Source organism: Paraburkholderia graminis C4D1M (genome assembly GCF_000172415.1).
Lineage (GTDB): Bacteria > Pseudomonadota > Gammaproteobacteria > Burkholderiales > Burkholderiaceae > Paraburkholderia > Paraburkholderia graminis.
This window is the reverse complement of record NZ_ABLD01000006.1, coordinates 137,607-161,226: the sequence shown is the minus strand read 5'-3', so window position 1 is coordinate 161,226 and position 23,620 is coordinate 137,607. Positions and strand designations below refer to the sequence as shown.

Here is a 23,620-nt window from a genome sequence, read left to right as displayed (position 1 = left end):
TTATTCCGACGAGGCCTCGCTCGACACTTGCGACGCCGCTTCATCGCACCATTCGATCGCCCACGATCGCGCGCACGAGATCGCATCCGCTTCGTTCGAGAAGGCGTCGATGTCGCCGGAATCGTGCGAACGGAAATGCTCGTTTTTCCGCGGGATATGCGTGATTCTGGCGCGCGCGTAGTAGACGCCTTCGTCCGCATGGCGTGCCCGGCAATCGATATGAAAATGCCTGTAGTCGAACTGCATCGGTTGTCCTCTGAACGCTTGATGCCGATCACCCGTAGCATCGCTCGTACCCGCTGCGGATTCAATGCGGCGCTCACACGCGCGACGCGGGGCCGCGCCGCGTCACGCGAGTGAGTGGACCCGCATCAGTTTGGCACGTTCACCGCGCCGTTTGCGACCGTGATCGCATTGCCGCCAGGGCTCGTCGCGATTGCCGGCAAGTTCGCGGTCGTCAATGCAGGCGCCGCGCCCGGCGTGCCGCCGCGCGGCACCGTGTGAACCACTTGCGAAGGCGGCAGCGGCGTGCCGTTCTTCAGGTGGCTCCACATCAGGTTGAGCGCCTGAACGTTGTAGTAATGCAGCGGCACGAAGCGCGTATCGAAACCGGCCACGCCGAGGAACGCGTCGAAGTGCTGACCGTTCGTGATTTCATAGAACGACAGCTTGCTCGCCCCGCCTTCGACCAGCCGGTTCGTCGCCACGTACGGCCGCGAAGCATGGTTGATCGGCACCAATGCATCGGCGCGTCCTTGCACGATGATGGCCGGCTTGCCATGCAGATTCGCATTCACCCTGACTGCTTCGACATTCGTGGTCAACGTGCCGTTGGTCCACAGCGTGCGCAGACACGCAGCGCCGACGTAACTTGCATCGACCGTGGCGAGCCGGTGATCGAATGCGCCCAGCGTGCCCGCGTTGTAGACCAGGTTGATACCGTTGGTCGGCGGCACACCATTGCCGTTGCCGAACACTGTCAGCATCGGCGAGACGGCGGGCGTCACGCCGGCCGCGCCCGTCGAACTCGTCGTGCCGAAGCTGAAGTTGCACAGGTTGTCGGTCACGCTCGCTTTGGCATAGGCGTTCGCGTACGTCACCGCGACCGCCGGCACGGCTTGCGAATCCCACATCGGCGCATGCAGCAGATCGGAGTCGGTCTGGTAGCCGTTCTGATGCAGAAGCGCGAGCGCGTTGATCGCCTGCGTCGTGGTGTCGCCTCCGGTGATCACGCCATTGTTCGCGAGCGTCGTGCATCGCGCGGTGCGAATCGCGGTGGTGGTCGCGAGCGGCAGCGCGGTCAGATACGGCGACCCGGTCGCGGCAGGCGCAAGCGCCGCGCAAGGTTCTAGCAGGTTCGCGAGCGTCATGTAATCGGCAAGCGGCTTGCCGAATGCGCCGACGGGCACGCCGCCTTGCGACACCGACACTTGCGACGGCACGCGTATGTTGATTTGCGGCTCGCCGACCACCACCGCGGTGATGAGGCCCGAAGTGTCCTGCTCCGCCGCCGCCAACGACGCACCGCCGCCATTGCTCACCGATGCCGCGATCGTCAGAATGCTGCCCGGTTTATAGCGCACGGTGCGGGTCGAGCCGTTCAACGTGCCGTATGAATCGTTGAGCGCCCAATACGCGAACTGGATCGCCTGCAACGTGTCTTTGCCCCAGTCCTGCTCCGGGTTCTGCTGCGAGTGTGCGTGCTTGAACGCATAGCGGTTCGGGAACTGGGTGTTGTAGGTGGCGAGATCCGTGTTGCCGAGGTTCGCTGTGAAGAGACTCGCCTTGCCCGCGGCGTTCGCGTCCTGCAACGTGCCGTCGATCAGCGTCACGCGATTGGTCGACAGTTCATGTGCGCCGTTGCCCGAGCCCTTGTCGGTGTACGCGACCGCACAGCCGCGCTTGAGGCCCCACTCGCCCGCTGCGGAAATCGCGCCGTACACACCGCGCGAACCCGATGACGTTGCCGTGACAATGCACGGTTGATCCGCGTTGAAGCTTGCGGGAATCTGCACGAGCACGCTGACGTTCTGCTTACCGCTGCCGTCGTCGGCGAAAGCCAGATATTCCTTGCCGGCGATCTTGCCTTCGCCGAGCGTGTCGTTGCCGTTCAGATCGACATTGGGCCCCCAGAAGCGTCCATACCCGCCATTGCTCGTCATATCGACGAGCGCGCGATAGTTCGACCAGATCGCGAGCCGCCGCAGTTCGGCGGCCGTGGGTTGCGCGGCGTTCGCAATCGTGGGCGCCGTGGCTAAAGCAAGGCCAGTTTTACCGAGTCCGGCCGTCAGCAGGTCGTCACTATTGCCGTCATAAGACTGCGTCTTGACCGTGCCGACGATGAAGTTCGGCAAGGTGTTCGTTTGCGGTGGCGGCGGCCCGTCGTCGTCGCCCCCGTGGCAAGCGCTCATGGCGAGCGCGACGACGATTGCAATGGGAAGCGTGGACGTGCTTCGAATGGCTGATGTCATCTGTGCTTGTCTCCGTTATTGTGCAATACCGTTTTGCGTAACCGTTGTACACGCAAGCGCGCCGGATTTGCTACGCTGAACTTCTGAGCGCGACGCCTCGGATACCGACGCATCGTCAGCCTGCATTGACCTTTCAGCGGAGTCAATAGACCGTCATGGCAAGAGATAACGAATGTGAACATTCGGGTGACGAAGCCGCCTTGCGTGAGCCCTTGAGTCAACCTTCACGGCGCCGTTTTCTACAATCGGCTGCAGCCGCGGCCACTGTCGGTGCGGCACCGCACCTTCGCGCGCAAACCCAAGCACCCGTCGCCCCGGCCGCAGGGACTGCGCAAACTGTCCCGCCCCGGCCCGTCACCTTGAACGTGAATGGCCGCAGTTATGCGTTGCAACTCGAGCCGCGCGTCACTCTGCTCGATGCCTTGCGCGAGTACGCGGGCCTGATGGGCACGAAGAAAGGCTGCGACCGCGGACAATGCGGCGCGTGCACGGTGATCGCTAACGGACGCCGCATCAACTCATGCCTGACGCTTGCCGTGATGCACGAAGGCGAGACCATCACCACGGTCGAAGGGCTCGCGAGCAACGGCGCGTTGAGCCCGTTGCAACGCGCGTTCATCGAACACGATGCGTTTCAGTGCGGCTACTGCACGCCCGGACAGTTATGCTCGGCGACTGCGCTGCTCGAAGAGTTTCGCAACGGCGCAGCGAGCGTGGTGACCGCGGATATTCGTAGACGTCCTACCAAACTTTCCGACGACGAAATTCGCGAGCGCATGAGCGGCAATATTTGCCGTTGCGGCGCGTACGCGAACATCGTGGCCGCGATCCGCGCCGCGCATAACGGCAGCGGCCAGAACGCGAGCGCCGCCGACGTCGACCACGATCACCACGACCACCACGATCACGCGTGAGGCAAGCACGAGCATGGATGCGATCTCTTACGAACGCGCCGCCGATGTCGCCGGCGCAGTGCGAGCGGCGCAGCAACCGGGCGCGGTGTTCATCGGCGGCGGCACGAATCTGCTCGATCTGATGAAGGGCGGTGTCGAACGGCCGGTGCGGCTCATCGACATCACGCATATCGGCGGACTCGACGACATCACGACGTTGCCTGGCGGCGGCATCCGCATCGGCGCGCTGGTGCGCAATAGCGATGCCGCGAATCATGCGCTGGTGCGCGAACAATATCCGCTGCTCTCGCAGGCGTTTCTATCGGGCGCATCGGCGCAATTGCGCAATATGGCGACCGTCGGCGGAAATCTGCTGCAACGTACGCGCTGCGGCTACTTTTACGACACCGCGTTTTCACAGTGCAACAAGCGCACGCCGGGCAGCGGCTGTGCGGCTCTCGAAGGCCACAACCGCATGCACGCGATTCTCGGCGCGAGTCCGCAGTGCGTCGCGGTGAATCCGTCGGATATGAGCGTCGCGCTCGCGGCACTCGACGCTGTCGTGCGCGTAAGTGGGCCGACTGGCGAACGAAGCATTCCAATCGCGGAATTTCATCGGCTTCCGGGCGACAGGCCCGATGTCGATACCACGCTGCGCCCAGGCGAATTGATCACCGCGGTCGATCTTCCGCCACCGCTTTTCAGCGGGCATTCGCATTATCTGAAAGTGCGTGACCGCGCCAGTTACGCATTTGCATTGGTGTCGGTCGCCGCCGCATTACAGATGGATGGCGAGCGCGTGCAGACCGCGCGCATCGCACTCGGCGGCGTCGCGCACAAGCCCTGGCGAGCAAGTGCCGCCGAGCAGCTACTGAACGGCCAGCCGCTCACGCAAGCCACGCTGAACCGCGCCGCTGCGGCCGCGTTGAACGATGCCAGGCCGCTGCGCGATAACCGCTTCAAGGTGCAGCTCGCGCAACGCGCAATCGTGCGCGCCGTGAACGAAGCAGCGGGCCGGCCGGGAGGTCTCGCATGAATCTGATCGGTCAACCGTTCGACCGTACCGACGGTCTGCTGAAAGTAACCGGCGAAGCGCGCTATGCGGCGGAGTTCCCGGAGGCGCGTCTGGCGCATGCGGTGCTCGTCACGAGCACGATTGCACGCGGCACCATTGCATCGATCGATGCGAGCCGCGCGCAAGCCGTGCCCGGCGTGTTGCTGGTGATGACGCATGAGAACGCGCCGCGTCTGCCGAACGGCGGCAAGGCGCAATTGGCGCCGCCCGCGGGGCGTCGGCTGTCGCTGTTGCAGGACAACGAAGTGCATTACAACAACGAGCCGGTTGCGGTGGTCGTCGCCGATACGCTCGAGCATGCGACCGACGCCGCGCGTCAGTTGCACATCACGTATCGGGCGAGCGCGGCCACGCTCGACTTTGCGCAGGCGAAGGCCAACGCGCATGCGCCCGACAAACCGCAGGGACGTCAAACGGATACGCAGCGCGGCAGTTTCGACGACGGCATGCGAAGCGCCGCCGTGCATATCGACGCGACGTACACGACGCCGATCGAGCATCACAACCCGATGGAGCCGCACGCGACCATGGCGCGTTGGGACGGCCCGCAACTCACGCTCTACGATTCGACGCAAGGCGTGAGCGGCGAAGCTCAGGCAGTGGCGAAGACGCTCGGCATTTCGCCCGGCGACGTGCGCGTGATTTCGCCGTTCGTCGGCGGCGGCTTTGGGTGCAAGGGCTCGTCGTGGTCGCATGTGTCGTTGTGCGCGATGGCGGCGAAACAGACAGGACGTCCGGTGCGGCTCGTGCTCGAGCGGCCGCAGATGTTCGGTCCGGTCGGCGCGCGCCCGCACACGGAACAGCACCTCGTGCTGGCCGCGCGGCGCGACGGCACGCTCACCGCGATACGTCACGACAGCATTTCGAATACGTCGATGATCGAAGACTGGACCGAGACCTGCTGCATGGTCACGCGCATGTTGTACGCGGTGCCCAATCAGGTGACCACGCACCGGCTCGTGCCGCTGAACGTCGGCACGCCGACCTTCATGCGCGCGCCCGGCGAGACGACCGGCTCGTTCGCGCTCGAATCGGCAATGGACGAGTTGGCCGTCGCGCTCAGGATGGACCCGCTTGCACTGCGCCTGAAGAACTACGCGGAAGCCGATCCGCAGGAAAACAAGCCGTGGTCGGGCAAATCGTTGCGCGAGTGCTATCAGGTCGGCGCGGAAAAATTCGGCTGGTCGCGGCGCAATCCCACGCCACGTTCGATGCGCGACGGCAACACGCTGATCGGCATGGGCATGGCGACATGCACGTATCCGGCCAATCGCAGCGAAGCCGGCGCGATCGCGCGAATCCTGCCGGACGGCACGGCGATGGTGGCGTCGGGCACGCAGGACATCGGCACGGGCACTTACACGGTGATGACCCAGGTCGCCGCCGATGCGCTCGGCTTCGCGCCGGAGAACATCCACTTCGCGCTCGGCGATTCGTCGCTGCCGAAGGCGCCGGTGTCGGGCGGATCGCAGTCGGCGGCGAGCGTTGCGCCGGCCGTGCGGGACGCCGCCAACGCGGCGCGCGCGCAGTTGATCGCGCTCGCGTTGGCGGACCCGGCGTCGCCGGTGCACGGCATCGCGCCCGACGACATCACCGTGGAAAACGGCTGGGTGACGAGCCGCTCGCAACCGGCGAAGCGCGATCCGGCCGCGGCGATCATCGCGCGTGCGGGCGGCAAGCCGATCGAGGCGACGTCCACCGTCAAACCGGGCGACGAAAAGCAGAAGTACTCGTTTCACTCGTTCGGCGCGGTGTTCGTCGAAGTGCGCGTGGATGCGGACCTCGGCACGATTCGCGTGCCGCGCGTCGTCGCCGTGTATGACGTTGGGCGCGTGCTCAACGAGAAGACGGCGCGCAGCCAGATGCTCGGCGGCATTGTGTGGGGCGTGGGCGCGGCGTTGCAGGAAGAGTCGTCGCTCGACACGCGCTATGGGCGCTTCACGAACGCGAACCTCGCGGAATATCACGTGCCGGTGAACGCGGACATCGGCTCGCTCGACATCACGTTTCTCGACCGGCCGGACCCGTATATCAATTCGCTCGGCGTGCGCGGCATCGGCGAAATCGGCATTACGGGCGTGTGCGCGGCGCTCGCGAACGCGGTGTATCACGCGACCGGTGTGCGCGTGCGCGATCTGCCGGTGACGCTCGACAAGGTGATGCAGCCGACGCGCGTCTGAACGCATGGCGGGCGCTTGCCTCGGGTTGCATTGCGCCGCACAATCGGAGGCACTTTCATTCTCCGGTGCCCGCTCATGGCTTACTCGTCGCTTGCCACTGGCATCTTGCTCGCCGCAGGCGTCGGCTCGCGCTTCGATCCGCAGGGCGTGCAAAACAAGCTGCTCGCGCGACTGCCCGACGGCACGCCGCTCGCCCACGAAGCCGCGCGCCGGCTGTTGCTGGTCGTGCCGACGGTGCTGGCCGTGGTGCGGCCGGGCGCCGAAGCGCTCGCGCGTCTGCTGAACGAGGCCGGTTGCGACGTGGTGTTCGCGGCCGCCGCCGAACGCGGTATGGGCGCGAGCCTCGCCGCGGGCATCGACGCCAGCGACGACGCCGAAGGCTGGATCGTCGCGCTCGCCGACATGCCGCGCATCCAGCCTTCGACGATCGAAGCCGTTGCGCGCACGCTCGACGGCGGGGCGTCTATCGTCGCGCCGTTTTATGAAGGGCAGCGTGGGCATCCGGTGGGGTTTGGCGCGGAGCATCGCGAGGCGCTGATGTCGCTCGATGGGGACAGCGGCGCGCGTTCATTGCTGATGTCTTGGGCGTGTGGTGCGGCTGGATGTCGACGATGCGGGGGTTTTGGCGGGGAATGTGGATACGCCGGGGGGATTTTGCCGGGGGGTGGGGGGGTGAGTGGGTTGGGGGTGAGTGGGTTGGGCGTTGAGCGGTCGTTCCGGCGAGAAGCGGGTTAGTGTGGAGTCGGGCGGGTGTGCGGGGTCGGGCAGTTGACGTTGGGCGTTGGGCGTTGGGCGTTGGGCGTTGGGCGTTGGGCGTTGGGCGTTGGGCGTTTGGCGTTTGGCGTGCGACGTACGGCGTACGGCGTACGGCGTTGGTGTTCCGCGTTCGGCGCAGGGCGTTGGCCCCTGCCCGCTGTGCGCTGGCCGTGAGCCTTGGCGTGCAGCAAACCGCAGGCTTGCGTCGACGCCAAGCTTGGGCGCATACTGTATATCCATACAGTATTTTAACGCGCCGCTAGCTGCCGCTCGCCGCGTGCCCCCGGCCGCAACCCTTTCGCATGAATCGCATTTTCATTTACCCGTCTTTCAGCGCCTGGCGCGACACCGCACGCTTGTCGTTGCGGCATGGCGTGCAGCCGGAGCGGATCGAATGGATTGAGTGCCCGAAGACGGCGCCGGAGCCTGCGAGCGCCATCGGTTGCAATGGCACGGGCGCGACGCTAAGTCAGCCGCTTGCCGATGCGTCGGGTGGGTCGGGTGGGTCGGGTGGGTCGGGTGGGTCGGGTTCGCCGGATGCGTCGGATGCGTCGGATGCGTCGGATGTGTCGGATGCGTCGGATGCGTCGGATGCGTCGGATGCGTCGGACATGTTGCAAGCCTCGCACGCGTCGGCCGCATCGCACCCGTCTCACGCGTCAGCAACCCCGGACGCATCAAGCACCCTCGCGGCAACAACCGCCATCCCACGCGAGCTACTCGCCTGGCTGAAAGCGGCCGCCTGCTTCCGCGCGCCCGACCGCTGGGCGCTGCTCTATCGAGTCCTCTGGCGCTGGACACGCGGCGAACGCGAAGTCCTCGACCTCGGCGACAGCGACGGCGCATTGCTCGATCAGCGCGTGCGCGCCGTCGAGCATGAAACCGAGGACATGCTGAACCTGACCTTGTTCAGAAGACGCGATCCGTCGATGGGACCGCCCGAGTTCGTCGGCTGGTACGAACCGCATCACGATCTGCTCGAGTACGCGGCCGAGCGCTTCGCGGCGCGCATGGGCTACTCGACATGGATGCTGGCCACGCCACGAGGCGCCGCGCTCTGGAACGGCATGCTGCTGCACATATCGCAGGCGGTGTCTGAGCACAGCGTCGACGTTCCGACCGAAGACGCAATGTCGGGCGAAGCCGTCACCAGCGAGTCCACTGAAGCGCTCTGGCTCGGCTACTACGAGGAAGCCGTCAGCGGCGAGACGCCGCCGGTGCCGCTTCGGTACTGGAGAGCCCCGCCCGAAGGGCCGCCGTTGCCCGCGCAACTCGCGCGCGAGCGCATCTGTCGTCGCGGACAAAACGCTGTTGTGACCGTACCGGCTGCTCCGCCGGCGGGATATTCCGCGCTGACGCCACCGCTGCGCGAGCCCACCGGTCCGCTCGATACGTGCCGGCGTTGCGCGTTATGGCGCAACGCGAAGCAGCCGGTGCTCGGTGCGGGTGCGGGTGCGGGTGCGGGTGCGGGTGCGGGTGCGGGTGCGGGTGCGGGTGCGGGTGCGGGTGCGGGTGCGGGTGCGGGTGCGGGTGCGGGTGCGGCTGCGGGTGCGGCTGCGGGCGGCTGCGTGAGTGCCAACGCCAATGCGCATGCAGGTTCCACCCCCGCCAGTCCCCCAATCATGGTCGTCGGCGAGCAACCTGGCGAGTATGAAAACCAGCACGGCGTGCCCTTCACCGGACCGGCCGGTCAGTTGCTCGACAGCGTGCTCGCCCGCGCCGGGCTCGAACGCGCGGCGCTCTATCTGACGTATGCGGTCAAGCATTACAAGTGGGAGATCGTCGGCCGCGAGCGCATTCATCGCACGCCCGCCCAACGCGAGGTGGAAGCCTGTCAGTATTGGCTCGACAAAGAACTCGCGCAGCTTGCGCCGCGGGTGGTCGTCGCGTTAGGCCCGACGGCGTTGAGAGCGCTGACCGGCGCGCACGTCAACCTGTCGGAATATGCGGGGCGCACGATCAGTCATGGCGGGCGCATCATCGTGCCGACCTGGCATCCGGCCTATGCGTTGAGGACCGCCGACCCGCGTTTGCGCGACGACATCGTCGCAAGAATCGCGACTGCGTTCAGGTGGGCGGCGGGACTGGCGGGCGACGCTTCCGAGCGTCGGTGACAACCGCCTAAGCCAGGACGTCGCTCGGGCGTGCACAGGCACATGGCTTGCGCAAACACTCGTAGCTATGCATGAGCGCCGCAGAACGGCGAACCGACAGTGAACCGACCGCGAATGAACCGCAAACCGACCGCGAATCAACCGCGCAACTCGTTCCAATTCCGCCTAAGCTGATGTGACGCCGCGATTGTCACGCAACGCTACGCCGTCGTTGAAGCGGCGCACGCGTTCGAAACCACCGACTGCCCATGAGCGAAACCAGCCCGCGCCTGTTCATCGTGTCACCGCATTTCGACGACGCCGTCTTCAGTTGCGGCGCATTGCTCGCTGCGCATCCGGACGCCGCGGTCTGCACGGTATTCGCCGCGCCGCCCGAGCATACGATGCACACCGAATGGGATGAAAAGTCGGGTTTCGTCAACGCCCACGAGGCGATCCACGAGCGCACGTTCGAAGACAATCGCGCGCTCGAATTGCTCGACGCCATTCCGCTGCGCATGCCGTTTCGCGAAAGCCAGTATTCCGATTCGCCGTCCATCAGCAAAATGGCGGCCGCGCTCGAGGAAACCATCTATCGAACCACGGCCAACACGTTGCTGATGCCGCTCGGGCTGTATCACGACGATCACGTGCGCGTGTTCGAAGCGTGCTGCGAGATCCTGCCGCGGCTGTCGCATCTCGCCTGGTTCGGTTATGAGGAAGCGATTCACCGGCGCACGCCGGGGGTCGTGCAGGCACGCCTCGCTGATCTGGCGCAGCGCGGCATCGTGGCGACGCCGGCCAATCCGAGCGCCGGCCACACGATCGACATGCAGCGGCGCGCGCAGATCAAGCGCGAAGCCGTTCACGCATACCAGAGTCAGTTGCGGGCGTTCGGGCCGGGCAATTACGACGACGTGTTCGCCACCGAGCGCTACTGGCAACTGAGCGTGGGCCGTCGCGTGAAAAGGTAGCGGAACGCGTGAAAAACACAGCGGGAAGCGTAGGCAAAAACGCAGGCGAAAGCGCGGACAAAAAGCGCCGCCGCGAAATCCCGCCCGACAGCAAAACCGCCTACCCTTGAAGTGAACCGCACGCGCCGTCGCGCTATCGCACAACTCTCAACCACAGGTGATGCAATGAGCTACGACATGCATACGAGCCCGATCCCCGATCCCAACGCCGACCCGACGCGCGACCCGGAAGGCGATCCGCTGACACCGCCGTCGCCCGGTCATCACAACGACGAACCACAGCGCCCCGAAGGACCGCCCGACAAAGACCCGGTGTGAGCCGCGAAGCGTTAGCAAATCAGCCGCGAACCGACAGCCGCCTGCATAAACCGCACACGACATGCGGGCATGCGACGGCGGCACGGCGGCACACCCGCACCGCAATCAGCTCGTCAGTTCGCTGAAGCCCTGCAACAGCCGGTCGATGTCGGCGGCGTGGATGTTACCCATCGTCGAGATGCGGAAGAGTTCCGCCGACAGCCCGCCCTGCCCGGCATAGATCACGAAGCCGCGCGCCTTCAGCGCGTCGTGCAATTGCGGATACGTGACGCCGTTCGGCAGCCGGTACGCGCGCAACACGACCGACGACTCCTGCGGCGCCAGCACGCTATCGATGCCGCGCTCGGCCAGCCCCACGCGCGCCTGCTCGGCGAGCGCCGCGTAGCGCGCATGACGCGCGCGCCAGCCGCCTTCGTCGGCGATTTCGCGCAACGCTTCGACCAGCGCGTAGTACGCGTGAACCGACGGCGTGAACGGCGTATTGCGCTGATCCTGCAGGCGCGCGAGCCGTCCGAGGTCGAGGTAGTACGTGCGGCTCGCCGCCTGCGCGAGCACCGCGCGGCGCACCAGCACGAACGACGCACCCGGCACGCCGTGCAGGCACTTGTTGGCGGTCGCGGCGACGGCGTCGAGACTCGTATCGGCGAAGTCGATCGCCTCGGCGCCGAAGCTGCTCACGCCATCAACCAGCAAACGCAGACCGCGCGCGCGGCACAGCGCACCGAGCGCGGCGAGATCGTTCAGCCGCCCGGTCGTCGTTTCATGATGGATCACCGCGACGTGCGTGAACGCCTTGTCCGCGTCGAGACGTTCGGCGATTTTCGCGAGGTCCGGCGCCTGCATCCAGTCATGCTTGAGCGCTTCGTGCGCAATGCCGTATTGCGCGGCGATCTGCGCGATACGCTCGCCGTACACGCCGTTTTCCACCACCAGCAGCTTGCCGTTTTGCGGCACCAGCGCGGCCGTCATGCTTTCGACGGCGGCCGTGCCCGAACCCGTCATCAGCACCGCTTGCCATTCGCTCGCGTCGAGGCCGTAAAGGTCGACGAGACGCGTGCGCGCCTCTTCCTGCAAATCGAAAAACTCGCTTTCGCGATGGCACAGGTCCGTCTGCAACAGGCTGTTGCGAACGCGTTCGGTGAGCGTCACGGGGCCGGGATTGAGCAGCAGCATGGGCGCGTCTTCCTTTGACTTCAGGCGGCGCCGATGTGACGCATCAAACGCGTTTTCACATCGGGCGGAGTGATGGTGGGACGCGGCAAGCCGTCAGGCGTGCCGCGGCGAATGACGAGGCGCGCAAAGCGCGGACCGTCGAGCGGCGCGGACTCGAACAGCGCGTCGAGCACAGCCGGATCGTCGCTTTCGACCGCCGACGCATAGCCGCACGCCGCCGCGACGCCCGCAAACGAGACCTGCGGCGAGACCGTCGCCTGCCCGCCCGTGGAGTCGTGCGCGCCGTTATCGAGCAGTACGTGCGTGAGATTCGACGGACCGTAAGCGCCGATTGTCGCGAACGCGCCCATGCGCATCAGCGCCGCACCGTCGCCGTCGAGCGCGACCACGTGCAGGTCCGGACGCGCGAGCGCGAGACCGAGCGCGAACGGCGTGACGCAGCCCATCGAGCCGACCATGTACAACTGGTTCGGACGATCGTCGATCGCATAAAGCTCGCGTCCGCAAAAACCGGTCGACGCGAGCACGACCGTCGATTCGAGCGGCGTGTGCGCGATCACCTTCTTTAACGCGTCATGACGCGACGCGAGTTCGCTCGCCGCCACGCCGGTGAATTGCGAACGCGGCGCGACCGGCGCACGACGCGCGCCGGCATCGCCCGCCTTCAATTCGTATGGCGCGACGCTGCCCTTTTGCATGACGAGCGCGTAAGGGCGGCCCGTTTCGTCCATATGGGCGATCGCGCGATCCAGCGCGGGGCCGATTGCGTCGGGTTCGGTCGGAAACGTCTCCCACGGAATTTCCATCGTGTCGAGCATCGCGGGCGTGACCGGTCCCATCAACGCGTGCTGCGGTTCGTCCGCGACGCCGGGCTGGCCGCGCCACGTGACGATCAGCAATTGCGGCAAACGGAAGGTCCACGTGAGCGACGTCAACGGACTCACGGCGTTGCCGAGGCCCGAGTTCTGCATCATCGTGATGCCGCGGCGGCCGTTGCGTGCGCCGAGAGTGACGCCGCCGATCAACGCAACCGCATCGCCCTCATTCGCCGCCGACACGTAGTGCAGCGACTCGTCCTGCAACACGTAGTTGATGAACGGCGTCAGGTACGAGCAAGGCACGCCCGCATACCAGTCGAAGCCGCGCTCGCGCGCCGCCTCGACAAACTGTGCGGCTTCGATCATTGCGCCGCTCCGCTCGCTGCGTCAGAGGCCGCACCGCCGACCGATGCCGCGAGCGGCGTCTGTCCGTGCGCGAAGTCGCCGGCGCGGCGGAAGTCTTCGAGATCGTTGACGCCGCGCCAGTGGCCGTGCACGTATTGCACTTCGATCGACTCGCCTGCTTCGATCAGCGCGTTCAGCAACGCGGGCATATCGAGCGATGCAAAGTCGGCGCGCGCCTGCAATTGCGCCATGACAGTCTGCAGACGCTCGCGGCCTGCGCCACGCACGTTGAGCAAACCGACCCAGCGGCCATGCGGCGTTTGTGCGGCGATCGCCGACGACGCCTCCTGTCCGCTCGACACATGGCGCAGCACGACCTTGTTGCCGAACAGGCCGCGGTCGTCGGAAGCCGAGCACCACGCGAAGTCGCGCACGCTGGCGTTTTCCGCATCGGTCAACGAAGAATCGACGACCACGCTGAAGGCCGCCTCGCTCTCCACCAGATCGCGCAGGATGTAGCTGCGGAACAGCAGATCGCCGTACGAGATCACGGTGTCGCCCGAGAGCTTGTCGAGCGCGCACGCGAGCGACGCGAGTTCGCCGGTCTGCTCGTGCTTGTCATTGACGACGAGCTTGATGCCCGCCGTATCGATGGCATCGGCGCGATAACCGCCGACCACCGTGATGTCGTTGACGCCCTGCTTCTTGAACGCGTCGACGAGCCAGCGCAACAGCGGCTTGCCCGCGACCGGCAGCATGACTTTCGGACGGTCTTCGGTGACGGCCTCGAGGCCCTTGCCGCGGCTCGCCGCGAGCACGACCGCGGCGCCTGCCGCGCGGCCGCTCGACAGATAGCGGTCTTCCGCTTCCGAATACTCGTCGGCGTCCTGCAAACGGAAAATTTCGTTGACCGCGGCGATGCGGTCTTCCACGTTGACTAGCGTTTGGCTCGTGTGGATTTCTTGTGCGACCGCCTGCATCGCCGACGTGGCCGCGCGAATCAGATGGTTCGCCCAGATCACGGTGCTGATGCCGGCTTCGCGGAACACTTCGGTCGGCGTGCTGTAGTACTTGGTCGGCACGATCACGAGCGGCCCGCGGCCCACCCACTCGCGCGCGAACTCGAGAATTTCGTCGGGGCGCGAGAGCTTGCTGTGAATCAGGATCGCGTCGGCGCCGGCGCGACGATAGGCTTCGGCGCGGCGCAGCGCCTCTTCCATGCCCCAACCGGCAATCAGCGCTTCCACGCGCGCGACGATCGAAAAATTCTCGTCCGACTGCGAGTCCTTGCCGGCCTTGATCTTGCCGCAGAATTCGTCGATGTCGGCAAGCGGCTGCGCCTCGCCGTTGATGAAGCTATTGGTCTTCGGGAACTGCTTGTCTTCGATGCACACGCCGGCGATGCCGCGTTGTTCGAGCTTGCGCACGAGGCGGCGCACGTTGTTGAAATTGCCGTAGCCGGTGTCGCCGTCGAGCAGGATCGGCAGATCGCTCGCGTCGGCCATGAATTCGAGGTTGTCGACGACCTGGGTCCAGCTTGCCTCGTTGTTGTCGCGCACGCCGAATTGCGCGGAGATCGCGAGGCCCGAGCCCCAGATCGCCTTGAAGCCGGCTTCGCGGACGATGCGCGCGGAGAGGCCGTTATGCGCCTCCATCATGAATTCGAGTTCGCTGCTGACAAGCATCTGGCGCAGACGTGCGCTGCGTGAAGAAGAGACGAAGGCGGGTTCGCGGGCGTTCATGTTCTGTACTCCTGGTGGCGGGCTTATTGGCGGGCCTGCTTGCGGGTTTATCGGCGCTCTTTTTGCCCGGCTGGCGACTGGAAAATGGCGACTATAGCGGAATTTTCATTTAGTCGTCATTTAGACGGCTGTGCTTTTGCTGTATTGCTTTTAAGTGGAGAAATGTGTCGATTTTTGCAGCGCAGGCGCGCTGGCAAGCGCTTTGGAATTGAGTGGCGTTTTGTGGTTTATTGATGCGAAGGCTTGCCGGGTTGGGTTGGTGCGCGTCATCGCGGAATTAATTCCATTTCTCGGCACCGGCTTTTTATTAATCAGAGACTCGTCGCTGCGGATAATGCTTTTTATTAACTGCGCAGAATTAAATAAATGCTTTCGCATCAGGTGCATTACCTCCGCCCACACCCTTTAATCAGACGAAACGCGCATTGGCAAAGGGTTTCCCCTGCCCTCATGAGCAAAGTGAAACCTGCCGTAAACAGAGTCAGCGAGAAGCACACAGCCCAATCCGATCGACCCTTTGCCAAGCACCATTCTTTGCTATGACTCTGAACAAAAAATTAGCCTCAATGATCGCCGTCCTGTGGTTCGGCCTGATTCTGATCGGCGGCTTCGGCGCATGGCAAAACCGTGCGTCGATGGTTAGCGACCGGCGCGACCAGCTCACGTCGCTGATCGATCAGGCGAACCACGTGGTCGCCCGTTACTACGCAATGGCGCAACAGCACGCCATCACCGAAGACGAAGCGAAGAAGCAGGCGCTCGCCACGCTCGAATCGATGCGCTACGGCAAGGACGGCTACATCTCCGTGAACGACTCGCAGCCCGTCATGCTGATGCATCCGTTCAAGAAAGAGATGGTCGGCAAGAACCTCGCGCAGTTCGCGGACCCGGCGGGCAACCATCTGTTCGTGGATATCGTGAACGCGGGCAATCACGAAGGCGGCGGCTTTGTCGACTACCTGTGGGCGAAGCCCGGCAGCGACAAACCCGTGGCGAAGACCAGCTATTCGCAGCACTTCCAGCCGTGGGACTGGTATGTCGTCACCGGTATGTACATGGACGACGTGCAGCGCGCGTTTTACGCGGGCCTGTTGCGCTGGCTCGCGATCACGGTTGCGCTCGGCGGCATCGCCACGGGCATCATGCTGCTTGTGTTGCGCAGCGTGCGCCGCTCGCTCGGCGGCGATCTGGAAGTGGCCGTCGAACATGCGCAACTGATGGCGGGCGGCAATCTCGCCGTGCGCGTGCCGGTCAAGGACAACGACGCCGGCAGCCTGCTGCATGCGTTGCAAACCATGCAGGCCGGTCTCGTCGATACGGTTTCGCGGGTGCGCGCCGGTACGGAAAACATCAACGTCGGCGCGAGCGAAATTGCCGCCGGCAACACCGATCTGTCGCAACGCACGGAGGAACAAGCCGCGGCGCTGGTGCAGACGGCGTCGAGCATGGATCAGATGACGGTCAACGTGAAGCAGAACGCGGACAGCGCGCAACAGGCGGCAGAACTGGCGGGCCAAGCCGCCGACGTCGCCACGCGCGGCAGCCGCGTCGTCGACGACGTGGTCCGCACGATGGGCGAGATCACGACGAGCTCGCGGCAGATCGGCGACATCATCGGCGTGATCGACGGCATTGCGTTTCAGACCAACATTCTCGCGTTGAACGCGGCGGTCGAAGCGGCTCGCGCGGGCGAACAGGGACGCGGCTTCGCCGTCGTCGCCGCCGAAGTGCGCAGCCTCGCGCAACGCTCGGCCACGGCCGCGAAGGAAATCAAGGCGCTGATCGAAACGTCGACGACCACGGTGGAAGCCGGCGCGTCGCTGGTTGCCAACGCGGGCTCGACGATGGGCGAGATCGTGCAGTCGGTGCGTCGCGTGAACGAGATTCTCGAGGAAATCAGCAATGCGTCGCGCGAGCAGAGCGCGGGCATCGAGCAGGTGAATCGCGCGGTCGGCGAAATGGATCAGGTCACGCAGCAGAACGCGGCGCTGGTCGAGGAAGCCGCCGCGGCCGCGCATTCGCTGAAGGATCAGGTGGGCGTGTTGCGCGAGGCGATCTCGAGCTTCGCGTTGCCCACGTGAAGGCGCACGCACGAAGGAGCGCATGAAGGCACGCGTGAAAAAGAAGGCGCTCGACAGGCAGCGAGCGCCTCTTTAACACGCCGCGTCGAAATCGACGCATCAATCGAACGAAATGAGCCGCGCGGATTTTCAAGTCCGCGTGGCTTTTTTACGTCTGTCGCGCGTGTTGGCTTGCGGTAATCTCGCATACAGATTACGTTCTCATTACAATGAGCGCTGCCGCAAGTTAATCCGCTGTCAGTCGGACCGCCATGATCCCGAAGAAAAAATCCCCGTCGCGCGATTCTTATGCGCCCGTCGCGAAGAACCAGTTGCTGGTTGCGCGTCTGCCGATGTGGCGCTCGAAGTTCATCGTCGTGCTGGTGTTCGCCGCGTTTGCCGCGCTCGCGGGCCGCGCGTTCTGGGTGCAGGTGGTGAACCGCGACTTCTATGTCGATCAGGGGCAAAAGCGCTATCAACGCACGATCGAACTCGACGCGACGCGTGGGCGCATTGTCGACCGCAATGGCTCGATGCTCGCCGTCAGTCTCGCGACTTACGAGATTTGGGCAACGCCGAAGCTGCTCGACGAAGCCGCGCTGCCGCCGCTTTCGAAACTGCTCGATCTGCCGCTCGCGGAACTGCGCCGCCGTTTGAACGGCGACAAGACCTTCGTGCTGCTCAAACGCCAGGTGGACGCGGACACGGCCGGGCATCTGTCGAAGCTCGGACTCGCGGGCATCACGCAGATCGCGGATTCAAAGCGTTTCTACCCGGAAGGCGAATCGGCGGCTCACGTGGTCGGCTTTACGGATATCGAGGACAACGGGCAGGAAGGCGTCGAGCTTGCCGCCAACGAACAGTTGCTCGGCGTGCCGGGCCATCGCGAAGTGATTCGCGACCGGCTTGGCCGCGTGGTGTCGGAAACGCGGCCGCTCGTGCCCGCGCAGAACGGCGACACGATTCATTTGACAATCGATCGGCGCATCCAGCAGCTCGCGTATGCACAGTTAAAGGACGCCATCGCGAAGCATCGCGCGGAAGCCGGCAGCGTGGTCGTGCTCGACGCGCGCAACGGGGAGATTCTCGCGCTTGCCAACTATCCGAGCTTCGATCCAAACGATCGCGCGCGCCTCACGGGCCGGCAGTTGCGCAATCGCGCGGTGGTGGACACGTTCGAGCCCGGCTCGACGATCAAGCCGGTGGTCGTCGCGTTGTCCATCGACGAAGGCAAGGTGCGGCCGCAAAGTGTGATCGACACGGCGCCTGGCTGGTACAAGATCGGCCCCGCGGTGATCCACGACACGTCGAATCACGGCGCGATGACCGTCGCCGAAGCAGTGCAGAAATCGAGCAATATCGCACTCGCCAAACTCGCGCTCAATCTGCCCGCCGAAAAAATCTGGGCCAAATATCAGGAGTACGGACTCGGCATGCGGCCCGAGCTGACCTTTCCGGGCGTGGCGTCGGGCAAGGTGCGGCCGTACAAACGCTGGCGTCCTATCGAGCAGGCGACGATGGCGTATGGCTATGGGCTCTCGGCGTCGCTGCTGCAGATCGCGCAGATCTACACCGCCTATGCCGGCGACGGCACGATGCATCCGGTGCGCCTCGTGCGTGAGAACATCGATGCCGCGGCCGCCGCTTCGCAAACGGGCCACGCGGTGACTACGCCGGCCACCGCGCGCGCGATCCGTTCGATGCTCGAAATGGCCACAGGCGACGGCGGCACGGGGCGCGCCGCAACCGTCGAAGGCTATCGCATCGGCGGCAAGACGGGCACTGCGCGCAAGCAGGTCGGCGCGTCCTACGCGAAGAACCGTTATCGCGCGCTCTTCGTCGGCATGGCGCCGATGAGCGACCCGCGCCTGATCGTCGCGGTGATGATCGACGATCCGGCCGGCAAGGCGTTTTATGGCGGCACTGTCGCAGGCCCCGTGTTCAGCGCGGTAACAGGCGGCTCACTGCTACTGCTCGGCGTGCCGCCGGATGCGCGAGGCGTCGACGGACAAAACGCCGCACACGCATTTGCACCGTCTTAAGTCTCGCTTAATTCTTTGCTGCAACCATGCGGCTCAACATCCCCTGTTGAGCCGCCAGATCATCGGCGGCGTTTTTTTCAGCGATGTTGCCGACGCGCAAAAGAAAGACTCCATGCCTGCGAAAAAGAAGGAGGACGAACCATGGTTGAGGACGCGGTGTTCGAGCATCTGCGCGCCATGCCTGGCAACGAATGGGTCGGGCAGATTCACTCATGCAGGGTCTCCGACCCGCTGCAGCCGCCCTGGGGACGTTCATACCGGCTTGTCGAATGGACGATGAAGCACACGCCCGAAGCGAGCCGCCGCGTGGTGCCCGCCGAGAGCACGCCGCTCGAGATCGCCCAGGCTGTCGTCTCGCATGTGCCGGGGCGGCGCTTCTGTCAGCACGGCGACGAATAGCAGAAGTCCAACGCGTCTTCGAGCCGGTCGTTGCCCCAGAACATTTCATCGCCGATAAAGAACGTGGGCGCGCCGAAAATGCCTTTGGCCGCGGCCGCTTCTGTCTGTCCACGCAGACGCAGCTTGTTCGCGTCGCTTTGCGCTTCAGCGATGATCTGCTGAGCGGGCAAGCCGAGTTTGACGAGCGCTTCGCCCACGACTTCGACGGAACCGATATCGCGGTCATGCACGAAGTTCTGCTGCATGATCTCGCGGCAATACGCAGCGATCCATTCGCGCTCGGCGCCGAGTAACGCGACGCGCATCGCGAGCAGCGCGGCGCGCGGAAAAACGCTCGGGCGGGTCAGCGCGATACCGTACTTGCGGCACTGCCGTTCCATATCCTTCCAGACGTAGGCGCCCTTCTCCTTCTGCAGGACGAACGGGGAATTGTCAAAACCCAGCGCGCGAAAAATCGGCCCGAGCAGAAACGGCCGCCAATGAATACGCACGCCTCGCGCAGCAGCCTCAGCCTCGATACGCATCACGCTCAGGTAGCTGTAGTTGCTGCCGAAGTCGAACCAGAATTCGATGTCGCGCGCCGGCGCTGTGGAAGCAGTGGTGGGGTTCATCTCTTCCCTCTTGCAATGTCTGACAGTCGAGCGGGGCAAGCTTGCCTATGATGACAGTCTTCGCGTTTCTCAACCGATGGTGAAAGCATGATGCGTTACCCGCTCGATCTGTGTGTCGCCATGCTTCTTGCCGTCGTCGTGATGGGCGCGTCGGTCATGCTGGCGCTGAATTGAAGCTCCGGGCAAACGCTACGCGCGCCCGCGAAAAGTCGCGATATACTGTACGTATATACAGTACTTTTCGTATGAGCAATGCGTCTTCCTCCCTTCGAGCCTCCCACGCTTGCCGAGCTGCGCGCCTTCTGGCGCGCGCGTGACGAGCGCGCGGTGCAGCGGCTCATCCTCGAAATCCAGCGGCAGCGGCTTACGCTGCTCGAACTGCGCAATCTGATCGACTGCGGCGTGCAGCAGGCACGCGCCGCGGACCGCACGCTCGTCGAACGCGGCGAACCGCTCATGACGCTGCGTATCCGCCTCGCGCAGGAAGTACTGCGCGTCGGCGAAATCGACGATACGCGGCAAATCAGCCGTGCGGAGCAGGAAAGGCTCGCGGTGCGCACTCAGGAACAGATCGAATACGCGCGCGAAGGGCGTTTGCGAAGACAGCGCCGCAACATCTAGCCGTCGCGGCGCGCGGCCGCCCGCTTAGCGCGTTTGCGTCGCTACGCGCAGGCCGAGCGATATGAACAGCACGCCGATAATCTTGTTCTGCCAGCGGCGCAGCCACGTCAGGCGCCCAACGAGTCTGCCGAGCGGGCGAATCGTCAACACGATCAGCGTCGTGTAAAGCGCGCTCATGCCGACGAAAATCAGGCCCAAGGTGGTGAACTGCAAGAACGTCGACCCGTGCTCGGGATGCACGAACTGCGGCAGAAACGCGAGAAAGAAGAGCGCGGTTTTCGGATTGAGCACTTCGGCGGGAATGGCCTGAAAGAACGCTTTCGACGCCGACACGGGTGCGCTCGCAGGCATCTCGCCGCTCGCCGGTTTTTCGCGCAAGGCCCGAATGCCGAGATAGACGAGATAAAGCGCGCCGATCCACTTGACCGCGTTGAAGGCGAGCGCCGACGTCATCAGCAACGCTGAAAGACCGACTGCCGCGCCGAGCGTATGAACGAAGTCGCCCACCGCAATGCCGAGGCCGGTGAAGATGCCGGCCTTGCGTCCTCCGTGAACCGTGCGTGTCAGAACCAGCAGGACCGCGGGCCCCGGAATCAGAAAAAGACCGAGTACGACGGCGACGAAGGTGCCTAACGTGGACAACTCGAGCATGCTGTTCATTCTGTCTCCTCGCGGTTTCCTGCTGATTGGCGGTTCCGTTCAATTCGTGCTCCGCAAAGTGTACCGCGCTCGCGCTTGTGCCTGCTTGCGGTTGCGTTGGTGCTTGCGTTCGCGCTCGCACGACAGCCCGCATCGCAAAGTCGCTATGATTCGAGTCTGGGCCGAAAGCCGGCTCCGACGTTTTTTATCGCAGGCTATTGAGCGGAATTTCCAGGTGACTTACACGTTGTCGGCGCGGCACATCCACGAACTCGAGATTCGCAAGAGCCGGTTTATTGCGTATGCGATACCCGTCGAGGATCGCGACGCCGCGATGGACGAACTGCGCCGTCTGCGCGACGAGCATGCGGCCGCGACGCATGTGTGCTGGGCGTTGCTGGCAGGCGGCCAATCAGGCATGTCCGACGACGGCGAGCCTTCCGGCACCGCGGGCCGGCCGATTCTCGAAGTGCTGCGGCATCACGATCTGGACGGCGTGCTGGCCGCCGTCGTCCGCTATTACGGCGGCGTGAAGCTCGGCGCGGGCGGCCTCGTGCGCGCCTATACGGACGCGATCGCCTCCGCGCTGCTGGACGCGCCGCGCGTCGAACGGATTGCTCAAGGATCGCTGATCGTCGAAGTCGGTTACGCCGACGAAGCCAAGGTGCGTCGCTGGATCGAAGCGGAAAGCTACGCGCTCGCCGATACCGCGCACGCAATGCTCGTGAAAATGACGATCCGTTTGCCGGTCAATAAAATCGACGACGCGCGCCGCACGTTGGTCGATATGACGCAAGGCAAGGCCGGCTTCTTCTGATAGCGGCGCGTTCGAGTTTTATTTAGAAGATGGCTTGCGAGTGGCCGCTGTTACCATGCTGTTCTCGAACGGCGTATGAATGTACCGCCAGCACGTGCCACCACTTAAAGGGCCACTCCTCTGATCTCGACCGCCGCTTGTCCCCACGCAGCGCCCGAATCGGCGCGGCATCGTTCGCTTGTGCCGCATCTTGCGCGCCCGTCAGCGTCTATACGAATCACAATGCTCAAGGGCTGCGGCGCCGTCGCGCTGCCTTTGATGCTGTCGGCCTGCTCATGGTCGTGGTTCGGTCTCAACAGTCATAGTGCGCCGCGCGCCGCCGCTTCGTCCACGGGTTGGCTCAGCGTCGCGCCCGCGCGCGACTTCGCCTACATGCCGGCTGTCGATGGCCGCGTGTCGCCGAACCGCATCGAAAATACGGCGATGACCGTGGTCGTGCTGAAGAACGACATCAGCGAGACCGTGCGCGAGAGTGTGGCGAGCCGCCTGAAGGTGGTGGGCTTCCATCTCGACGACAGGCGCAAACTGCTGAGCGGCAGCATCGAAAAATTCAGCGTCGACGACGTTCGCACGCCGGCGCTCTGGACTCTGCAGATGCGCTATGTCGTGACCGACGCCGTCACGCACAAGGTCGTGTTCTCGACCACCAAAACCGTCAAACGGAAGTCGCCGAAATTCACCAGCAACACTGTTGCGATCGAGGACACGGTCAAGCTCAGCGTCGACGCATTGGTGAAGGACGCCGGGTTCATCAACGCTGTGAACTAGCGGGCGCGACGTAGACGTGTACGTTTATGTGCGCAACGCACGGTAGCGGAGATACCAGGAGAGACGCGCCGCCCGGTTCGCTACAATTGGAAGCAGCGCATGCCGCTGCTTTTTTGCTGCGCTCTTGTGCGTGCCGCGCCAACCGCGCCGGCGCCCATGAGCACTCACTCCGCGAGGCTCCATGTCCACTACCGCCTGGCTCTTTTTTCTTCCCGCCTGCTTCGCGATCAATCTCGCGCCTGGGCCGAACAATCTTCTATCGATCAACGTCGCCGCGCGGCACGGCTTCATGACGGCGTTCCTCGGCGGCGTGGGACGGCTCGTCGCGTTCGCGGCGATGATCGTGCTGGCCGCGACCGGCCTCGCGGTCGTGCTGCATGCGTCGGCGTGGTTTTTTCTCGCGATCAAATTGGCCGGCGCCGCGTACCTGATCTGGCTTGCCATTCAACTGTGGCGCAGCGACGCGCCGGCCATCGACACCACGCAGGAGCAGTGCGCATCGCTCGCGACCGTCGCGCGGCGCGAGTTTCTCGTGGCCGCCGGCAATCCGAAGGCGATCCTCGTGTTCACCGCGTTTTTACCGCAATTTGTCGACATCGCGAAGCCGATGCTGCCGCAATTCGCCGTGCTCGGCGCGAGTTTTCTCGTGCTCGAATGCGTGGCGATCGCGCTCTATTCGTGGGCCGGCATGTATCTCGGCAAGTGGCTGGTGCGCGCGCGGGTGAGGCGGTGGTTTAATCGATGCTGTGGGGCGTTTCTGGCTGCGATGGGGGTGGGGTTTTTGATGGTTAGGCGGGGTTAGGGCGGCGTTGAGGTGCGGGTCGG

General features: G+C 64.5%; 20 protein-coding genes and 1 pseudogene. 14 read left to right on the top strand and 7 right to left on the bottom strand.

Annotated elements, in window-relative coordinates:
• Both BGRAMDRAFT_RS12975 and BGRAMDRAFT_RS12970 read right to left on the bottom strand, forming a co-directional pair.
• Positions 1-246, bottom strand: a complete 246-nt coding sequence (locus BGRAMDRAFT_RS12975) for a hypothetical protein (RefSeq protein WP_006049205.1) — start codon at positions 244-246, stop codon at positions 1-3.
• Positions 247-371: 125 nt separating this feature from the next.
• Entirely contained in the window at positions 372-2,471 is a 2,100-nt protein-coding gene (locus BGRAMDRAFT_RS12970) for a D-(-)-3-hydroxybutyrate oligomer hydrolase (protein WP_006049204.1), read from the bottom strand.
• A gap of 155 nt (positions 2,472-2,626) precedes the next feature.
• Between BGRAMDRAFT_RS12970 and BGRAMDRAFT_RS12965 the strand changes: the two genes are divergently transcribed.
• The 7 genes and pseudogenes from BGRAMDRAFT_RS12965 (at position 2,627) to BGRAMDRAFT_RS34985 (ending at position 10,760) form a co-directional block, all read left to right on the top strand.
• Positions 2,627-3,385 (top strand): 2Fe-2S iron-sulfur cluster-binding protein, encoded by a 759-nt coding sequence (locus BGRAMDRAFT_RS12965; RefSeq protein ID WP_006049203.1) that lies wholly within the window; start codon positions 2,627-2,629, stop codon positions 3,383-3,385.
• A gap of 13 nt (positions 3,386-3,398) precedes the next feature.
• The gene (locus BGRAMDRAFT_RS12960) at positions 3,399-4,400 is read left to right on the top strand and encodes an FAD binding domain-containing protein (protein ID WP_006049202.1); all 1,002 of its coding nucleotides are present in this window, start codon (positions 3,399-3,401) and stop codon (positions 4,398-4,400) included.
• A complete protein-coding gene (locus BGRAMDRAFT_RS12955; protein ID WP_006049201.1) occupies positions 4,397-6,619 on the top strand; it encodes a xanthine dehydrogenase family protein molybdopterin-binding subunit in 2,223 nt (740 codons plus the stop codon). The genes BGRAMDRAFT_RS12960 and BGRAMDRAFT_RS12955 overlap by 4 nt, the downstream gene beginning before the upstream one ends.
• A gap of 75 nt (positions 6,620-6,694) precedes the next feature.
• Positions 6,695-7,295, top strand: a pseudogene (locus BGRAMDRAFT_RS12950) (nucleotidyltransferase family protein).
• A gap of 382 nt (positions 7,296-7,677) precedes the next feature.
• Positions 7,678-9,489, top strand: coding sequence for a DUF4130 domain-containing protein (locus tag BGRAMDRAFT_RS12945; protein WP_006049199.1), 1,812 nt, complete (start codon positions 7,678-7,680; stop codon positions 9,487-9,489).
• A 248-nt stretch (positions 9,490-9,737) separates the two neighbouring features.
• Positions 9,738-10,442, top strand: coding sequence for a PIG-L family deacetylase (locus BGRAMDRAFT_RS12940; RefSeq protein WP_006049198.1), 705 nt, complete (start codon positions 9,738-9,740; stop codon positions 10,440-10,442).
• 165 nt (positions 10,443-10,607) lie between these two features.
• Positions 10,608-10,760: a hypothetical protein gene (locus BGRAMDRAFT_RS34985; RefSeq protein ID WP_006049197.1), complete on the top strand. Its 153-nt coding sequence runs from the start codon at positions 10,608-10,610 to the stop codon at positions 10,758-10,760.
• A 105-nt stretch (positions 10,761-10,865) separates the two neighbouring features.
• On the opposite strand, the gene BGRAMDRAFT_RS12935 is transcribed toward BGRAMDRAFT_RS34985, so the two are convergent.
• From BGRAMDRAFT_RS12935 to aepX, 3 genes are read right to left on the bottom strand one after another with little or no spacing between them, the layout of a single operon-like run.
• The gene (locus BGRAMDRAFT_RS12935; protein WP_006049196.1) at positions 10,866-11,933 is read right to left on the bottom strand and encodes a 2-aminoethylphosphonate aminotransferase; all 1,068 of its coding nucleotides are present in this window, start codon (positions 11,931-11,933) and stop codon (positions 10,866-10,868) included.
• A gap of 20 nt (positions 11,934-11,953) precedes the next feature.
• Positions 11,954-13,117 (bottom strand): phosphonopyruvate decarboxylase, encoded by a 1,164-nt coding sequence (gene aepY, locus BGRAMDRAFT_RS12930; protein ID WP_006049195.1) that lies wholly within the window; start codon positions 13,115-13,117, stop codon positions 11,954-11,956.
• Positions 13,114-14,838 carry a phosphoenolpyruvate mutase gene (gene aepX, locus BGRAMDRAFT_RS12925; protein WP_006049194.1) on the bottom strand — a complete coding sequence of 575 codons (1,725 nt, stop codon included), beginning with the start codon at positions 14,836-14,838 and terminating at the stop codon, positions 13,114-13,116. The genes aepY and aepX overlap by 4 nt, the downstream gene beginning before the upstream one ends.
• A gap of 539 nt (positions 14,839-15,377) precedes the next feature.
• Between aepX and BGRAMDRAFT_RS12920 the strand changes: the two genes are divergently transcribed.
• From BGRAMDRAFT_RS12920 to BGRAMDRAFT_RS12910, 3 genes are all read left to right on the top strand, one after another.
• The gene (locus BGRAMDRAFT_RS12920; RefSeq protein WP_006049193.1) at positions 15,378-16,919 is read left to right on the top strand and encodes a methyl-accepting chemotaxis protein; all 1,542 of its coding nucleotides are present in this window, start codon (positions 15,378-15,380) and stop codon (positions 16,917-16,919) included.
• A gap of 251 nt (positions 16,920-17,170) precedes the next feature.
• Positions 17,171-18,940 (top strand): peptidoglycan D,D-transpeptidase FtsI family protein, encoded by a 1,770-nt coding sequence (locus tag BGRAMDRAFT_RS12915; RefSeq protein WP_006049192.1) that lies wholly within the window; start codon positions 17,171-17,173, stop codon positions 18,938-18,940.
• A gap of 141 nt (positions 18,941-19,081) precedes the next feature.
• On the top strand, positions 19,082-19,339 hold the full coding sequence (locus tag BGRAMDRAFT_RS12910; protein ID WP_006049191.1) for a DUF2866 domain-containing protein: 258 nt from the start codon (positions 19,082-19,084) through the stop codon (positions 19,337-19,339).
• Here the strand turns inward: BGRAMDRAFT_RS12910 and BGRAMDRAFT_RS12905 are convergent.
• The gene (locus BGRAMDRAFT_RS12905; protein ID WP_006049190.1) at positions 19,321-19,950 is read right to left on the bottom strand and encodes a 2-hydroxychromene-2-carboxylate isomerase; all 630 of its coding nucleotides are present in this window, start codon (positions 19,948-19,950) and stop codon (positions 19,321-19,323) included. The two genes, BGRAMDRAFT_RS12910 and BGRAMDRAFT_RS12905, sit on opposite strands and share 19 nt — an antisense overlap.
• Before the next feature lie 252 nt (positions 19,951-20,202).
• Between BGRAMDRAFT_RS12905 and BGRAMDRAFT_RS12900 the strand changes: the two genes are divergently transcribed.
• On the top strand, positions 20,203-20,571 hold the full coding sequence (locus tag BGRAMDRAFT_RS12900; RefSeq protein WP_006049189.1) for a hypothetical protein: 369 nt from the start codon (positions 20,203-20,205) through the stop codon (positions 20,569-20,571).
• A gap of 24 nt (positions 20,572-20,595) precedes the next feature.
• Here the strand turns inward: BGRAMDRAFT_RS12900 and BGRAMDRAFT_RS12895 are convergent, their stop codons facing one another.
• The gene (locus tag BGRAMDRAFT_RS12895; protein ID WP_029966487.1) at positions 20,596-21,222 is read right to left on the bottom strand and encodes a LysE family translocator; all 627 of its coding nucleotides are present in this window, start codon (positions 21,220-21,222) and stop codon (positions 20,596-20,598) included.
• Positions 21,223-21,445: 223 nt separating this feature from the next.
• On the opposite strand from BGRAMDRAFT_RS12895, the gene BGRAMDRAFT_RS12890 reads away from it, so the two are divergent.
• The 3 genes from BGRAMDRAFT_RS12890 to BGRAMDRAFT_RS12880 all read left to right on the top strand — a co-directional run bounded on the left by BGRAMDRAFT_RS12890 (position 21,446) and on the right by BGRAMDRAFT_RS12880 (position 23,597).
• Positions 21,446-22,027 carry an IMPACT family protein gene (locus BGRAMDRAFT_RS12890; RefSeq protein ID WP_044021046.1) on the top strand — a complete coding sequence of 194 codons (582 nt, stop codon included), beginning with the start codon at positions 21,446-21,448 and terminating at the stop codon, positions 22,025-22,027.
• A gap of 222 nt (positions 22,028-22,249) precedes the next feature.
• On the top strand, positions 22,250-22,795 hold the full coding sequence (locus BGRAMDRAFT_RS12885) for a hypothetical protein (protein WP_006049186.1): 546 nt from the start codon (positions 22,250-22,252) through the stop codon (positions 22,793-22,795).
• A gap of 181 nt (positions 22,796-22,976) precedes the next feature.
• Positions 22,977-23,597 (top strand): LysE family translocator, encoded by a 621-nt coding sequence (locus BGRAMDRAFT_RS12880; RefSeq protein WP_006049185.1) that lies wholly within the window; start codon positions 22,977-22,979, stop codon positions 23,595-23,597.
• Positions 23,598-23,620: the final 23 nt, after the last annotated feature.

Excerpts from the sequence above, each read along its gene's own strand:
- BGRAMDRAFT_RS12905 (WP_006049190.1), bottom strand. The coding sequence starts at position 19,950 with ATGAACCCCACCACTGCTTCCACAGCGCCGGCGCGCGACATCGAATTC.
- BGRAMDRAFT_RS12920 (WP_006049193.1), top strand. The coding sequence starts at position 15,378 with ATGACTCTGAACAAAAAATTAGCCTCAATGATCGCCGTCCTGTGGTTC.
- aepY (WP_006049195.1), bottom strand. The coding sequence starts at position 13,117 with ATGATCGAAGCCGCACAGTTTGTCGAGGCGGCGCGCGAGCGCGGCTTC.
- BGRAMDRAFT_RS12915 (WP_006049192.1), top strand. The coding sequence starts at position 17,171 with ATGATCCCGAAGAAAAAATCCCCGTCGCGCGATTCTTATGCGCCCGTC.
- BGRAMDRAFT_RS12900 (WP_006049189.1), top strand. The coding sequence starts at position 20,203 with ATGCGTCTTCCTCCCTTCGAGCCTCCCACGCTTGCCGAGCTGCGCGCC.
- BGRAMDRAFT_RS12975 (WP_006049205.1), bottom strand. The coding sequence starts at position 246 with ATGCAGTTCGACTACAGGCATTTTCATATCGATTGCCGGGCACGCCAT.
- BGRAMDRAFT_RS12955 (WP_006049201.1), top strand. The coding sequence starts at position 4,397 with ATGAATCTGATCGGTCAACCGTTCGACCGTACCGACGGTCTGCTGAAA.
- aepX (WP_006049194.1), bottom strand. The coding sequence starts at position 14,838 with ATGAACGCCCGCGAACCCGCCTTCGTCTCTTCTTCACGCAGCGCACGT.
- BGRAMDRAFT_RS34985 (WP_006049197.1), top strand. The coding sequence starts at position 10,608 with ATGAGCTACGACATGCATACGAGCCCGATCCCCGATCCCAACGCCGAC.
- BGRAMDRAFT_RS12880 (WP_006049185.1), top strand. The coding sequence starts at position 22,977 with ATGTCCACTACCGCCTGGCTCTTTTTTCTTCCCGCCTGCTTCGCGATC.
- BGRAMDRAFT_RS12965 (WP_006049203.1), top strand. The coding sequence starts at position 2,627 with ATGGCAAGAGATAACGAATGTGAACATTCGGGTGACGAAGCCGCCTTG.
- BGRAMDRAFT_RS12895 (WP_029966487.1), bottom strand. The coding sequence starts at position 21,222 with ATGCTCGAGTTGTCCACGTTAGGCACCTTCGTCGCCGTCGTACTCGGT.
- BGRAMDRAFT_RS12960 (WP_006049202.1), top strand. The coding sequence starts at position 3,399 with ATGGATGCGATCTCTTACGAACGCGCCGCCGATGTCGCCGGCGCAGTG.
- BGRAMDRAFT_RS12945 (WP_006049199.1), top strand. The coding sequence starts at position 7,678 with ATGAATCGCATTTTCATTTACCCGTCTTTCAGCGCCTGGCGCGACACC.
- BGRAMDRAFT_RS12935 (WP_006049196.1), bottom strand. The coding sequence starts at position 11,933 with ATGCTGCTGCTCAATCCCGGCCCCGTGACGCTCACCGAACGCGTTCGC.
- BGRAMDRAFT_RS12910 (WP_006049191.1), top strand. The coding sequence starts at position 19,082 with ATGGTTGAGGACGCGGTGTTCGAGCATCTGCGCGCCATGCCTGGCAAC.
- BGRAMDRAFT_RS12885 (WP_006049186.1), top strand. The coding sequence starts at position 22,250 with ATGCTCAAGGGCTGCGGCGCCGTCGCGCTGCCTTTGATGCTGTCGGCC.
- BGRAMDRAFT_RS12940 (WP_006049198.1), top strand. The coding sequence starts at position 9,738 with ATGAGCGAAACCAGCCCGCGCCTGTTCATCGTGTCACCGCATTTCGAC.
- BGRAMDRAFT_RS12970 (WP_006049204.1), bottom strand. The coding sequence starts at position 2,471 with ATGACATCAGCCATTCGAAGCACGTCCACGCTTCCCATTGCAATCGTC.